Genomic DNA, 13,929 nt, shown 5'->3' with positions numbered 1-13,929 from the left:
AATCCTTAATAGCCCAATGCCTTCAAACCGGCTGCGCCCAAGCCCAGCTGGTAGAAAATTTGGGTGATGTCTTTGGTGTTGCGAATGGCAGAGCTCCAGGTGGACTCCATGTCCACTTTGTCGGGCACCACAATGGCGTCACCGGGCATCAGCTTGACATTGTGGACCGAGGTGCCAAACCACGAGTTGTCGCTGGTGAAGGCCGAGCCATCGGCACGCACCACAATGACAGCATTGCGGTCAGCGGACATGCCCACGCCCGAGCGTTTGAGGTAATCGGCCACGGTTTGATCGGCACGATAAATCAAGGCTGATTCGGTATTGACTGCCCCGTAGATGTACACAAAGTCTGGACGGCTTGGAACAACCAAGCGGTCTCCGTTTTGCACACGAATGTCTGGCAACTTGTTGGTGTAGTTGTACACATCGGGCTCCAACCCCAAGGCAATGCGCCCGTCTGGACGAAGGGAACGAACGCGTTCTAGTGCTTGGCGTTGCGCAGTTTGGGCTGCCAGCATGCGGGCTTGGGCCAAGTTGGCGTCTGAGCTGGCACCGGTGCTTTGGCTGAGTTGCGCGATTTGCGCACCAGACTCTGCTTCTAAGCGACGCATGAGTTTTTCTAGGTTTTCAGTTTGGCTTTTACGCACTTCGTCGCGGTAGAGGCCAGAGCCAAACAGATAGGCGTCATGCGTTAAGCCACCGGCACGCTCAAGCACAGAAGACAAGGTTTCACCCGGCTTGGCTTGATAAATGCCTGGCTGGCCCACTTCGCCCTCCACCCGCACCATAATGCGGCGTTTGGAGATGGGCACACGCAGATCGTTGACTGAAAAGACGGTCACCACATCGCCGGCTTGCAGCTTTAAATTGTCTGCCGATTGGGCGTCAGCCAAGGCTTTGGACAGGCTAAAGGGCAGCAGACTAACGCTGAGGTCTTTGCGGTTGATGCGCTCAACCACGGCATAGTCCCAGTTGATTTCGTCGTAAAGGTTGCCTACGGAGCCAGCAAGCCACATGTTGGCAGTAGCAGTTTGCGAAAAACTGCGCATTTGGCGCATGTCTCGAAACGACTCTAAGGAGGTTGCAACTGTAGCTGTTGTAGGTGTTGCAGTTGTTGCAGTTGTTGCAGTTGTTGCAGTTGTTGCAGTTGTTGCAGTTGTTGTCGGTGACCGTAATGGCGCGCGTGGGTCGCGTGGGGCAGAGCCATTCAATTCGGAATCGACCAGCAAATCTTCTGGAATCATCTCGCGCTCACGCTGGGTGCGCTCGCGCTGGTTGACATCAAACAAGGCTTCGTTTTGGCGGCGAATCGAGTCGCGGCTGATGAGGGCTTCTTGGTTGGGTATGAGGTCGCGAATGCGCATGCCTTCGCGGTAGGCCAAGCGTGCAGGCTGGGCCACATTGCCACGCAAGGTGACGGCGTTGGCCAGCTCAGGGGTGATGGCTTGCACGGTGAGCAAGTCGCCATTTTTGAGCGGTGTTTGTAGGCCTTGCGCATTCAACGCAAAGTCTTGCACGCTGCGGGGCTGGCTGTTGCTGGGGGTGAGGCGCTCTAAGGTCACACGGCGCGGGTCGGCCACCACGGGCAGGCCACCGGCCACGGCCAACAGTTGGTCAAGTGTTTCGCCTGCGGCTTTGAGTTCATACACCGCCGGGTTGTTGACCTTGCCAACCAAAGCGACATAACCCAGAACGGGAGGAATGACGATGACATCGCCATCGGTCAACTTGATGTCGCCAGCGCTATCGCCACGGGCCAAGAAGCTGTAGAGGTCAAACTCGGCAACACTTTGCCCTGCACGCTTGAGTTCAACCCGGCGCATGGAGCCCGAGGCGTTGGGCCCACCCGTTGCCAGAAAACCACTGGACAAGGTGGACATGCTGCTGAGCGAATAGCTGCCGGGACGGCGGGCTTGGCCCACCACATACACGGTGATAGAACGCAGCTGGCCGAGGGTGACACTGAGCTGAAAGTCTTTGTAAAACTTGCCCACGGCATTGCGCAGCACGCCCTCGGCTTGGGCGGCTTTGACGCCCGCCAAGGACACAGAGCCCACGCGAGGCAGGCTGACCATGCCATTGCGGTCAATCACGGCGCGCACATCAATGTCTAACGAGCCCCAGCCACGAATGAACACTTGGTCGCCAGGGCCCAACAGGTAGTCGTTACTGACGGGCGCGTTATCAACAGGTGCAAAGCCCGCTCCTAAGAGTGGGTTGGCTTGCAGGACTTGAGCGCTGCGCTGCTGCGAGAACTGTAGGTTGTCAAAAAAGGCTTGGCCATAAAGGGGCAGTTTGTTGCCTGTGGTTTCGAGCACAAACTTTTGAAAGTCGTTAGGCTTTAAAGGCTCAAGCGGTTGGGCCACACCGAGACTGGACTGTGCCGCTGGTGGGGGGGTGGGCGAATCAGCAGCGCGAATTGAGGGCGCACCACCAGTGGTCATACCGCCCATGGTGGCACCTGTGGCAACTGTGGCTCCAGCACCCAAACCCGTGCTTGCAGCTTGCGGCACTTGTTGCGCAACAGCAGAACCGACCAAGCACGCTACCGCCAGCCAACGCACATGCTGTGCTTTGGCCATAGACGTCAAAAGACTCATTGGGAAATCTTTCCTCTAAAACGAATCAACATCGCAAGTGCGACGGTGATGATGTGTTTTAAATTGATGAAACTTATTGTAGAGCGACATATCGCCGCTCTTGATCGAGCAAAGCTATTCAGCGCTGATGTTGACCTCGTAGCCATGCTTTTTCAGCAACGCCATTCTTTTGGCCTCTGAAAGATCAGTTTTCACCATCTCAACACACATGTCTTGCACGGTGATCTCGGGCGTCCAACCCAACTTTTGTTTGGCTTTGCTCGGGTCACCCAACAAGGTCTCGACTTCGGTGGGACGAAAATAGCGCGGGTCGATTTTGACGACCCTATACCCTACCCTCACGGCAGGAGCATCATTGCACTTGATCGCAGCCATAACGGCTGTTTCTTTTACGCTAGCCCCTTGAAACTTAAGGGTGACACGCGCTGTGCTGAACTTCTGTGGCGACGACAAATCTTCGACCAAGTCTTCCTACAACACGAACTATTGCATGCGCACATAGTTTTTGGCGTTACCCCAGTTACACAGTGCGTCTATGCTAACTATGTAGAGACATTGCTCTAGGCTTTAGGTGGTGTTGATCAAGTCACAAGGATTTTGCGGGCAACAAAGGCGCGGTGTGCCCGTACCCCAAATGCTGACGCTGGGCGTATGGTTAACCTTGGCCTCATGAAAACGCCGAATCAGCGCAGGTATGACGTGGCTGTTTTGTGGGTGGTAGTTATCGCCTGGGCCATACAAATTGGTGGGCATGACGCTTCGGTAGTCGACCCCGTGACTGGCGCCGTATTGACGGTTGTAGCTTTCACACAATTTGATGCCAGCGATTTTGGCAATGGCATAGGGCTCGTTGGTGGGCTCTAGGGTGCCAGTGAGCAAGGCGTCTTCGCGCATGGGCTGTTCAGCCAACCGGGGGTAGATACAGCTAGAGCCCAAGAACAACAGCTTTTTGACGCCAGCACACCATGCCTGATGAATGACGTTGGCTTCCATCATGAGGTTTTGGTAAATGAACTCAGCGGGAAACGTGTTGTTGGCGTGAATGCCACCTACTTTGGCTGCGGCAAGATAGACCTGATCGGGCTTTTCGCTTTCGAAAAAAGCGCGTACAGCGGCTTGGTTCGTCAAGTCAAGTTCAGCATGGGTACGGGTGACGATGCTCTGGTGGCCTTGCTGTTGCAGTGCACGAACAATGGCGGAGCCCACCATGCCGCGATATCCAGCAACGTAGATTTTTTGTGGTGATGTCATGTTCTGGTTCAGGCAGTCACGGCTCCAAAACGCCGCTGGCGGCTACCAAACCACGTGAACGCTTTGTCGAGTTGCTTTTCATCAAAATCGGGCCACAACACATCGGTGAAGTACAGCTCGGCATAGGCGACTTGCCAGAGCAAAAAGTTGCTAATTCGCGACTCACCACCGGTGCGAATGAGCAAGTCCACCTCGGGCATACCAGAGGTGCTGAGGTGTTGAGTCAAGTCTTGCTCGGTCATGCTTTGTACTGAAAGGCCTGGATTGGCATGACCCCAAGACTTCACCGCGTTCACGATGTCCCAACGGCCACCATAGTTGGCGGCTACGTTGAGCGTGATGGCATGGTTATGGACAGTTGCGCCTTGAGCCGCTTCGATGCGTTCTTGTAGCTCTACAGGGAAGGCGCTGATGTCGCCCAATACCCGCAGGCGAACGCCTTCAGCTTGCATGGCCTTCATTTCTTTTTCAAGGTACTGAATGAACAGGCCCATGAGGGTAGACACCTCGTCACTGGGGCGGCCCCAGTTCTCGGTGCTGAAGGCAAACAAAGTGAGGTATTCAACGCCATGGTCAACACACGCTTGCACCAGAGCCCGAACACCAGCAGCGCCCCTGGCATGGCCCACAGTGCGTGGCATGTGGCGTTGTTTGGCCCAGCGGCCATTGCCATCCATGATGATGGCAACGTGACGTGGTGTGTGGATGGGGGTGTGGGGTAAAGCGCTGTTCACAGTGGGCAATTATGAAAGAACAAAATGAACGCGCGGGCTCAATGGCTGACGGCCAATGACTCAATGGCGAGTTTGAGTTTTTGGGGTTGCCCCAACAAGTCCACCAACACAAACGCGCGGGTTTCGCCGTCATGGGCTTGGTACACGCCTTCTAAGCCGGCCAATGGCCCATAGGCAATGCGCACGTTATCTCCGGGCTCGAACAAACGCGCAACGGTGGTGGGGGGTGCCTCACGCAGAAAGTCGATGAACTGCGCAGGCACCTTGGCTGGCACATGGCCGAAGCTCACCAATTTGCTCACGCCCAAGGTGGAACGAATGGGCGACCAGTTGTGGTTGACGTCATTGAGCCGAATGAAGAGGTAGCGGCTGAACATGGGCTCGCTGATGCGCGCCACTTTTTGGCGACGAACTTTTTCAACTTCCATGATCGGCAAAAAACACTCAAAGCCTTGGTTTTCAAGGTTTTCAAGGGCCCGAACTTCTTGGCGCGGCTTGGTGTGGACGGCGTACCAAGCGGAGGAGGACATGTCTGCGATGGTCATTTCTCTACTTTTGATGAGAGTTTACCCTGAGCACGGAGGGCTCAATTAAACCGTATTTGTTAATTTTGGCAAAAAAATTAACATCCCAATCAAAAAAGCCGCAAAACTTGCCAATAAAACACCGGCCGCCGCCACGTCCTTGGCCTTGCCCGCCAAAGCATGCCACTCAGGGGACGCCAGATCGACCGCCAACTCAATGCCGGTGTTGAGTGCCTCAGCCACCCACACCATGGCCATCGCCAACAACAAGGCCACCCACTCCAAACGCGTGACTTGAAAGTAAAAACCAGCCAACACCACGACCACCGTAGCGAGGGCATGAATGCGCGCGTGAGGCTGCGTGGTCAACAGCACGCGCAAGCCTTGCACCGCAAAGCCAAAGCTGCGTAAGCGGCGGGCCCAATATCCCATGGCCAGATCAGTTCAAAGGTTGTTGAAACTGCAAAGAGGCTGAGCGCCCGGTCCAGCTCATGCCAAGTCGACGGCCAGTGTTGGCGTCGGTGAAGTAATAGGTCGTCAACATGCCTGTGGCGGCACCTGCAGCCACATCGCGCCAGTGGTGCTCACGCGCATCCACCCGGGCCCAGGCCACATAACTGGCAGCCAAGTAGGCGGGCACACCGTATTCCCAGCCACCTTTCATTTGCATGTACTGCGCGGCCGAAAAGGCCACCGCCGCATGCCCAGAGGGAAAGCTTTTATCGTCTTTGCCATTGGGTCGCATTTCGTGGGTGGTCGACTTGAGTACCTCCACAATGCCCAAGGTCACGACCTCTGACTTGACCAACTGCACGACACCGGCTGTATCGTCATTCAAAAAACTCATACCAGCTGCAAAAGCGGGCAAACCAATGGTGACCAGATTGGCATTGCGCGTGGTGCTGTCAAGTGCGTGTGCTTGCAACGACAACACGGCCATGCTGCCAAGGAGGATAAGCTTGGAGAGAAGTTGTTGCATGAGATGCGCCTTTCGATCAAATCATTCTATATAGCGATTGTGAAGATTCGCATTTAGACAAACGACGGGCTTCACGTTAAAGTTGTCGAAACGTTTTATGAAAGCACTCTATGTCCACCAAACCACACTTTGACCCTGCCGCCATGACCGACAACGTGAAAGAGCAAGCACAACAAATTTGGTTGGCAGGCCTGGGCGCGTTTTCTAAAGCACAACAAGAAGGCACCAAAGCGTTTGAGAAGCTGGTGAGTGACGGCATCACCATGCAACGCAAGGCGCAAATTACCGCCGAGGAAAAGCTGGCTGAAGCCACCCAAAAAGTGACTCAAGTGGCGCACCAGTTCAACGAGCGTGCCACAGGGCAATGGGACAAGCTGGAAAACATTTTTGAAGACCGCGTGGCCAAAGCGTTAACGCGCTTGGGCATTCCTTCTGCCGCCGAGTTGCAAGCCTTGCACGCACGCATTGCCCAGTTAGAAAAGCAATTGGGCACACCAGCCAAACCAGCCGCGAAAAAGACGGTTGCCAAAAAAGCGCCAGCTAAAAAAGCTGTGGCCAAAAAGAAAGTGGCCAAGTAATACAGGCACTGACCTTCATTCACCATGGCAAAGAAGGCGCCCCGCCGCACCGCTGAGCGAATTTTAGAAGTCACGCTGGAGCTGTTCAACCGGTTTGGCGAACCCAACGTGTCCACCACGTTGATCTCGGCTGAACTCAACATCAGCCCCGGCAATCTGTATTACCACTACCCCGCCAAAGAGGAGTTGGTGAATGCGCTGTTCATGCGCTACGAGTCAGCGTTGCAAGAATTGCTAGGCGCTGCACCCGGCGTGCACGATGTAGAAGACGCATGGTTCTTCATGCACACCTTGTTTGAATTGGTCTGGCAATACCGCTTTTTGTACCGTGATCTGAACGACCTACTCAGCAAAAACCGACGCTTAGAAACGCACATCAAAGACGCACTGCTGCACAAGACCACCGCGTTTCGCGCTGTGCTGGACGGCCTTGAGCATGCCAAAGCGCTGTCGATGAACGCTTCAGAGCGCGAAGTGACGGCGACCCACATGGTGGTGATGCTCACGTGGTGGTTGAGCTACGAATATGTGCGCGATCCACGTCACGCGCTGGAGCCCGAAAGTGCAGAGAAGTCGTTGCTCAGAGGCGCCAAACATGTGCTGGGCTTGTTGCTGCCCTACGCGACAGGTGCACACAAGCAGCACTTGGCAGCGTTACTCGCCGCCTATTGAAATTAATTGGGTTCTGACCCCAATTAACTCTGACCCCAATTAACTCAGCCACTGTTCAACGAGGCGTACCCAGTAGGTGCCGCCTAGTGGGATGAGTTCGTCGTTGAAATCGTAGTTGGGGTTGTGCAGGGTGCACGGGCCTTCGCCATGGCCCATCTCGCGGTGCACGCCGTCGCCATTGCCGATGAAGCAATAAGCGCCAGGCACAGCTTGCAGCATGTACGAAAAGTCTTCAGCCCCCATGGTGGGCTCTTGCACCAGCACACCCGACTCACCGACGATGCCGGCCATCACTTGCTGAGCAAATGCGGTTTCAGCGGGATGGTTCACCGTGGGTGGGTAATTGCGCTCGAACTCAAAGGTGCAAGTGGCACCAAAGGCGGCGCAGGTGTGCTGGGCCACGTCGCGCATGCGTTGCTCAATGAGGTCTAGCACTTCCAGGCTGAAGGTGCGCACGGTGCCTTGCATTTCACAGTGGTCGGGCACCACATTAGTGGCTTCGCCGGTGTGGATCATGGTGACCGAAATCACACCCGCATCCACAGGCTTTTTGTTACGGCTGATGATGGTTTGAAAAGCCTGCACCATTTGGCACGCAACAGGCACCGGGTCCACACCGTTGTGTGGCAATGCAGCATGGCTGCCTTTGCCGTGGATGGTGATTTTGAATTCGTTGCTGGAGGCCATGACAGGCCCTGGGCTCAAAGCAAACTGCCCCACTGCCAAGCCAGGCCAGTTGTGCATCCCAAACACGGCCTGCATGGGGAACGCGTCAAACAAACCGTCTTGCATCATTTCACGCGCGCCACCACCGCCTTCTTCTGCGGGTTGGAAAATGAAATACACCGTGCCATCAAAGTTTTTGTGTTGCGACAGATGTTGCGCTGCCGCCAACAGCATGGCCACGTGGCCGTCGTGGCCGCAGGCGTGCATCTTGCCGGGATGCTGGCTGGTGTGGGCAAACTGGTTGAACTCTTGCATGGGCAAGGCATCCATGTCGGCACGCAGGCCAATAGCACGGTTGCTGTTGCCGTTTTTGAGAATGCCGACCACGCCCGTTTTGCCCATGCCACGGTGGATAGGGATGCCCCATTCGGTGAGCTTTTGCGCCACCACATCGGCAGTGCGCAACTCCTCAAAGCTGAGTTCGGGATGGGCGTGGATGTCGCGGCGCAGAGCGCTGATGCTGGCCGCTTGTGTGACCAATGAATCAAGGACTTTCATGCTGCCAGTCTAGCCGCTCGTCCAGCCATTTGCCACGCAGGGCTATTGCCTATTCAGAGGTGATGCCCCAAGCGATGGCGTGCAATTTCAAGCAAGCCATCAAAAATAAGGTTGTCGATCAACTCAAACTGCACCGACATGCTGGGCGCCATTTTCCAGCCTGCGCCCCCCGTCATGTAACAAACCGGTTCTGCACCGCAGTGTTGACGAACATGCTGCACCATGCGTTCCACCGCCCCCGCAATGGCAAAGGTGCCACCACTGGTGAGTGCGTCGCTGGTGTTGGTGGGGAACTCGGTCACATCGCCCGTGGGAACACGCAAGCCCGCCGTGCCCGACTCCAGCGCACGCAGCATGATGCCGTGCCCGGGCAGAATGATGCCGCCCAAAAATTTGCCGCTGGCATCGATAGCCTCCACCGTCACCGCCGTGCCCACCATCACCACCACCAAGGGTCGAGGTGGTGCGTCAGGGTATTGGCGCAACATGCGTGCGCGGGCACCAATCATGGCCACCCACCGGTCGGCCCCCAAACGGGTGGGATGGTCATACCCATTGGTGACTCCTGCTTCAGCAGAGGATGACACCGCCCAATGGGGCGTGAAGTCCCACAACTCCAACTGCTCTTCCACGCGACGGCGAATGGCTTCACCTGCCACGATGCAGCCCAGCATATGGGTGGGTTCTGGCAAATGCCGCCAATCTTCATCTGACAAGCGGTCAATGTTTTCTAAAAATACGGCACCGTGCCCAAGCAAGTGCGCCCCGGGTGCCGGGTTGTCGTACAAGGCCCATTTCAGTCGGGTGTTGCCGACATCGAGTGCGAGAAATGTCATGGCGTTTGCACGACTCAGTTTTGCTGCCAGGGCAAGTTGCGAAAGCGCCAGCCGCCTATGCGCCCACGGTGGGCGTGCGCATCTGGGTCGCCCTCGAAGCCTTCCAGAATGTTGTAGGCCTCCACCCCAAGTTCCGTGGCGCGCTTGGCCGCAGCAATAGAACGCACGCCACTGCGACACAGCAACAGCACTTTTTTGCCTTGTGCTGCGGCACGCACACCGTCATCGAACAGCGGGTTCATGGCCATGCCCGGCCATTGCTTCCAGGCCAAGGGCACCGCACCCGGCACAAAGCCCACCCATTCGCGTTCTGCGTCGGTGCGCACATCCACCAGCACAGCCTCGCCCGACAGCACCCATTGGTGGGCCAGTTGTGGCGACACATCACCGGCATATCCCTGTGCGGGAACAGCGTGGTGAAGGCCTGGTTGCTCGGTTTTGGTCATGGTCGAACGTATGCTTTTTAGAGTGAGACGAAGTATAGAGACCAGCAACAAGACTCCAAGGCGACAGATCGAATGAATTAGATGAATCTGGCTAGTGAAAACCCGCCTATCAGGTTTGTGAAAAAGCCCAAAAATGAAAGTGTCTATTCAACGTTGAAGACAAACAATCAGGAGACAACTGCATGACCGAGAGCAAGAAAACAACTGCCCGCCGTAACGTACTGAAGGGTGCCGCTGTCGCAGCAGGCACCATGTCTGCACCCATGGTGTCGCGCGCACAAACCACCTCGTTGCGCTTCCAAAGCACCTGGCCAGCCAAAGACATCTTTCATGAGTACGCCAATGACTTTGCCAAAAAAGTCAACGACATGGCCAGTGGTCGTTTGAAAATTGAAGTGTTGCCCGCTGGTGCGGTGGTGCCAGCTTTCCAGTTGCTGGATGCGGTCAACAAGGGCACGCTCGACGGTGGCCACGGCGTGCTGGCTTACCACTACGGCAAGAGCACCGCCTTGGCGCTGTGGGGTTCGGGCCCGGCCTTTGGCATGGATCCCAACATGGTGTTGGCATGGCACCAGTACGGAGGCGGCAAACAGCTGCTGGAAGAAATTTACAAGTCGCTCAACATCGACGTGGTGTCGTATGTGTACGGCCCCATGCCCACCCAACCACTGGGTTGGTTCAAAAAGCCTATCGCCAAAGTGGCCGACCTGAAAGGTCTGAAGTACCGTACTGTGGGCTTGGCGGTCGACATCTTCACCGAACTGGGCGCTGCGGTGAACCCACTGCCGGGTGGCGAAATTGTGCCGGCCCTCGACCGCGGCCTGATTGACGCGGCAGAGTTCAACAACGCGTCGTCAGACCGCGTGTTGGGTTTTCCGGATGTGGCTAAAAACTGCATGCTGCAAAGCTTCCACCAAAGCGGCGAACAGTTTGAGATCTTGTTCAACAAAGGCAAGCTCAGTGCACTGCCCGCTGAACTCAAATCCATCATTGATGTGGCCGTGTCGGCGTCTTCTGCCGAGATGAGCTGGAAAGCGATTGAACGCAACTCCAAAGACTACGAAGAGATGAAAAAGCAAGGCATCAAGTTCTACAAGACACCTGATGCCATCCTCAAAGCCCAGCTGGATGCTTGGGACAAGGTGGTGGAGAAGAAGTCTGCCGAGAACCCCCAGTTCAAGAAGGTCATGGACTCGCAGCGCGCGTTTGCGGCACGTGCGGGCCAATGGCAGAACGACTACATGGTCGACTTCAAAATGGCCTACAACCGTTACTTCAACGCTAAAAAGGCCTGATCACGGCCTTCACCTGCTCAACCCATTCGGCAACCCCGGATGGGTTTTCTTCTTTTCTGAACGGTTGATATGAACACTCTCAAACTGCTGCACACAGCAGACCACATCAGCACCTGGGTGGGCAAAGCCTTCTCATGGCTGATCGTGGCCTTGATGCTTTTGGTGGTGGCGGAGGTTTTCAAGCGCTACGCCTTGAATGCCCCCACCGCTTGGATTTTTGACGCCAGCAACATGATGTACGGCACGCTGTTCATGATGTGCGGTGCCTATACGTTGAGCCAAGATGGCCATGTGCGTGGCGACTTCTTTTATGGCAGCGCTAAACCGCGCACGCAAGCGTCGCTGGACTTGGTTCTGTACATCTTGTTCTTCATTCCTGGCGTGATCGCCTTGACCTGGGCAGGTTGGACCTACGCCGCGGACTCGGTAGCAATTCGCGAACACACCTTCAATGCCGACCCACTGCCGCTGTACCCCTTCAAAGCCATCATCCCTTTGGCTGGCTTGACGGTGCTGATGCAAGGCGTGGCTGAAATCGTGCGCTGCGTGGTGTGCTTGCGCACCGGCGCATGGCCCGAGCGCTTGAAAGATGCCGACGAGATTGACGTGGTCGAGCAACAACTGGCCAACAGCATTTATGTGGACGACGATGCCAAGCGCGATGCCATTGCACGCGCCAAAAGCATTGACGAGGAAGCCCACCAAAGGGGCTCATCGACTGGAGGTCAGCCATGAGCGATCCCGCACTCGGCCTGACCATGTTGGGCCTCATCGTGGTGGTGATCATGATGGGCTTTCCAACCGCCTTCACCCTCATGGGTTTGGGCATGGTGTTTGGCTTCACCGCTTTTTACGACCCCAGCCAACCATGGCTGGACAACAAGGTGTTCAACCTGATGGTGCAACGCACGTTCGGAGCGATGACCAACGACACCTTGCTGTCGATTCCGCTGTTCGTGCTGATGGGCTATGTGATGGAGCGTGGCGCACTGGTGGACAAAATGTTCCACAGCGTGCAGCTGGCGTTCCGCCGTTTGCCAGGCTCATTGGCGGTGGCCACCTTGGTGATTTGCACCTTCTGGGGCATTGCCAGTGGTTTGGTAGGCGCCGTGGTGGTGCTCATGGGCGTGATTGCCATGCGCCCCATGCTCAACGCAGGCTATGACACGCGCTTGGCAGCAGGCGTGATCACGGCTGGTGGCACGCTGGGCATTTTGATTCCGCCGTCGGTCATGATCATTGTGTACGCCGCAGTGGCTGGTCAGTCGGTGGTCAAGCTATACGCAGCGGCCATGTTCCCCGGCTTCTTTTTGGCGTTCTTGTATTTGGTCTATGTCATTGGCTGGGTGCTGATTGACCCCAAGATCGCACCCAAGTTACCTGAAGAGCAATTGCACGCACCGGTGTCGCCCTGGATTCAAAAACTCACAGGGATGTATTCAGAGCGCATGTTGCCCACCTTGATCAAAGCCACGCTGGCACCCAGCCGTGCGTTGCAAATTCAAGTGGCTGAGTTGCGCGTGAGCTGGTCACTGTTGTTCAAGAGCTTGATGATGAGCCTGGTGCCCGTCTTCATGGTGATCGTCAGCTTGGGCGCTGTGTGGTGGTACGTGGTGATTTACTCGCAAGCCGACAACAACGCGGCTGCGCAAGCGAGCGTGGCCCAAGTTGCAGCACCTACAGTCGCCACCACCGAGCGCGTGGCCGCACCGAGTGGCGGCTTAGCAGAACCACCCGGGGCCCAAGAGCCCAAGAGCACAGGTGGTGTGTCCGAACCACCAGGCAGTGAGTCGGTGGCGCAAGCCTCGGGCGATAACGGTGTGCAAGCCCCTCCGGGCGCTGAAGCCGACACACCGGCAGAGGCCGAAACCGACGCCCCGTTGCAAGCCCTGGGCGACGGCGACACCTCAGACGCGCCTAAGACCGAACCCGTACCCGATAGCTTTTACACGGGGTTCTGGATCGCCGCCGCACTGCTGGTGCTGCTGCTGGCGTGGTACTACAAGGGGTTCAATGGCGAACAGTTTGAAATCTTGAACATGCTGGTCAAGTCGGTCATGCCCTTGGGCGTGCTGACCTTGGTGGTCCTGGGGGTGATTCTGCTGGGCATCACCACCGCCACCGAGTCTGCCGCTGTGGGAGCGGCAGGCGCTTTCTTGATGGCGTGGGCTTCGGGCTCGTTGAACTTTGAGCGCATCAAAGAAGCGGTGTTCTTGACCGCCAAGACCACCTCCATGGTGTGCTGGCTGTTCGTGGGCTCGGCCTTGTTTTCTGCGGTGTTTGCCATCTTGGGTGGCCAACGCTTGGTGGAAGAATGGGTCATGGCCATGAACCTGTCGCCGATTCAGTTCATGCTGCTGTCGCAAGCCATCATCTTTGTGCTGGGTTGGCCGCTAGAGTGGACCGAGATCATTGTGATTTTTGTGCCTATCTTCTTGCCCCTGCTCAACCACTTCCAGATTGACCCCATGCTGTGGGGCGTGTTGGTGTTTGTGAACTTGCAAGCAGCCTTCTTGTCGCCACCCGTGGCCATGTCGGCGTTCTACCTCAAGGGCGTGTCGCCGCCACATGTGACCATCAATCAGATCTTCGCGGGCATGATGCCCTACATGTTGATCGTGATCTTGTGCATGGTCTTGATGTACATCTGGCCCGGTCTGACCTTGTGGTTGCCAAATTACTTGTACGGCGGCCGATAACTTGCACCGACCTTTCAAGCCGCGCCCAGGGCGCGGCTTTTTTTATGCGCCGCATTGGATGCATTTTTCAGATACGACGCTATGATTGACG

14 protein-coding genes and 1 pseudogene are annotated in these 13,929 nt (G+C 56.3%); 5 read left to right on the top strand and 10 right to left on the bottom strand.

Annotated elements, in window-relative coordinates; genetic code table 11:
* Nucleotides 1-5: 5 nt before the first annotated feature.
* From B9Z41_RS13135 to B9Z41_RS13105, 7 genes and pseudogenes are all read right to left on the bottom strand, one after another.
* The gene (locus B9Z41_RS13135; protein WP_100147521.1) at nucleotides 6-2,600 is read right to left on the bottom strand and encodes an SLBB domain-containing protein; all 2,595 of its coding nucleotides are present in this window, start codon (nucleotides 2,598-2,600) and stop codon (nucleotides 6-8) included.
* A gap of 114 nt (nucleotides 2,601-2,714) precedes the next feature.
* Nucleotides 2,715-3,065 carry a GDP-mannose 4,6-dehydratase gene (locus tag B9Z41_RS13130; RefSeq protein WP_100147520.1) on the bottom strand — a complete coding sequence of 117 codons (351 nt, stop codon included), beginning with the start codon at nucleotides 3,063-3,065 and terminating at the stop codon, nucleotides 2,715-2,717.
* Between the two features lie 147 nt (nucleotides 3,066-3,212).
* Nucleotides 3,213-3,851, bottom strand: a pseudogene (locus B9Z41_RS13125) (GDP-L-fucose synthase family protein); the annotation flags it as partial.
* A gap of 8 nt (nucleotides 3,852-3,859) precedes the next feature.
* Nucleotides 3,860-4,585: a polyprenyl diphosphate synthase gene (uppS, locus tag B9Z41_RS13120; protein ID WP_369823335.1), complete on the bottom strand. Its 726-nt coding sequence runs from the start codon at nucleotides 4,583-4,585 to the stop codon at nucleotides 3,860-3,862.
* Between the two features lie 38 nt (nucleotides 4,586-4,623).
* Entirely contained in the window at nucleotides 4,624-5,130 is a 507-nt protein-coding gene (gene rfaH, locus B9Z41_RS13115; protein ID WP_100147518.1) for a transcription/translation regulatory transformer protein RfaH, read from the bottom strand.
* A 45-nt stretch (nucleotides 5,131-5,175) separates the two neighbouring features.
* Nucleotides 5,176-5,541: a diacylglycerol kinase family protein gene (locus B9Z41_RS13110; protein WP_100147517.1), complete on the bottom strand. Its 366-nt coding sequence runs from the start codon at nucleotides 5,539-5,541 to the stop codon at nucleotides 5,176-5,178.
* A gap of 7 nt (nucleotides 5,542-5,548) precedes the next feature.
* Nucleotides 5,549-6,088 (bottom strand): phosphatase PAP2 family protein, encoded by a 540-nt coding sequence (locus tag B9Z41_RS13105; protein ID WP_100147516.1) that lies wholly within the window; start codon nucleotides 6,086-6,088, stop codon nucleotides 5,549-5,551.
* Between the two features lie 110 nt (nucleotides 6,089-6,198).
* Between B9Z41_RS13105 and B9Z41_RS13100 the strand changes: the two genes are divergently transcribed.
* Nucleotides 6,199-6,666: a phasin family protein gene (locus B9Z41_RS13100; protein WP_100147515.1), complete on the top strand. Its 468-nt coding sequence runs from the start codon at nucleotides 6,199-6,201 to the stop codon at nucleotides 6,664-6,666.
* A gap of 24 nt (nucleotides 6,667-6,690) precedes the next feature.
* The gene (locus tag B9Z41_RS13095) at nucleotides 6,691-7,338 is read left to right on the top strand and encodes a TetR/AcrR family transcriptional regulator (RefSeq protein ID WP_100147514.1); all 648 of its coding nucleotides are present in this window, start codon (nucleotides 6,691-6,693) and stop codon (nucleotides 7,336-7,338) included.
* Nucleotides 7,339-7,377: 39 nt separating this feature from the next.
* Here the strand turns inward: B9Z41_RS13095 and B9Z41_RS13090 are convergent, their stop codons facing one another.
* From B9Z41_RS13090 to B9Z41_RS13080, 3 genes are read right to left on the bottom strand one after another with little or no spacing between them, the layout of a single operon-like run.
* Nucleotides 7,378-8,562 carry a M20 aminoacylase family protein gene (locus B9Z41_RS13090; protein WP_100147513.1) on the bottom strand — a complete coding sequence of 395 codons (1,185 nt, stop codon included), beginning with the start codon at nucleotides 8,560-8,562 and terminating at the stop codon, nucleotides 7,378-7,380.
* Between the two features lie 53 nt (nucleotides 8,563-8,615).
* Complete coding sequence (locus tag B9Z41_RS13085) at nucleotides 8,616-9,398, bottom strand: type III pantothenate kinase (protein ID WP_100147512.1); 783 nt, start codon at nucleotides 9,396-9,398, stop codon at nucleotides 8,616-8,618.
* Between the two features lie 14 nt (nucleotides 9,399-9,412).
* Nucleotides 9,413-9,844 (bottom strand): rhodanese-like domain-containing protein, encoded by a 432-nt coding sequence (locus B9Z41_RS13080; RefSeq protein ID WP_100147511.1) that lies wholly within the window; start codon nucleotides 9,842-9,844, stop codon nucleotides 9,413-9,415.
* 182 nt (nucleotides 9,845-10,026) lie between these two features.
* Between B9Z41_RS13080 and B9Z41_RS13075 the strand changes: the two genes are divergently transcribed.
* The 3 genes from B9Z41_RS13075 to B9Z41_RS13065 all read left to right on the top strand — a co-directional run bounded on the left by B9Z41_RS13075 (nucleotide 10,027) and on the right by B9Z41_RS13065 (nucleotide 13,838).
* Nucleotides 10,027-11,139, top strand: coding sequence for a TRAP transporter substrate-binding protein (locus B9Z41_RS13075; protein WP_100147510.1), 1,113 nt, complete (start codon nucleotides 10,027-10,029; stop codon nucleotides 11,137-11,139).
* A gap of 69 nt (nucleotides 11,140-11,208) precedes the next feature.
* Nucleotides 11,209-11,874 (top strand): TRAP transporter small permease subunit, encoded by a 666-nt coding sequence (locus B9Z41_RS13070; protein ID WP_100147509.1) that lies wholly within the window; start codon nucleotides 11,209-11,211, stop codon nucleotides 11,872-11,874.
* Nucleotides 11,871-13,838: a TRAP transporter large permease subunit gene (locus B9Z41_RS13065; RefSeq protein WP_100147508.1), complete on the top strand. Its 1,968-nt coding sequence runs from the start codon at nucleotides 11,871-11,873 to the stop codon at nucleotides 13,836-13,838. Before B9Z41_RS13070 ends, B9Z41_RS13065 begins: the two co-directional genes overlap by 4 nt.
* The last annotated feature ends 91 nt before the right edge of the window (nucleotides 13,839-13,929 follow it).

This window comes from Limnohabitans sp. JirII-31, from assembly GCF_002778315.1.
Classification (GTDB): Bacteria; Pseudomonadota; Gammaproteobacteria; order Burkholderiales; family Burkholderiaceae_C; genus Limnohabitans.
Note: the sequence above shows the minus strand (reverse complement) of the source record. Positions and strands in the feature narration are given on the sequence as shown.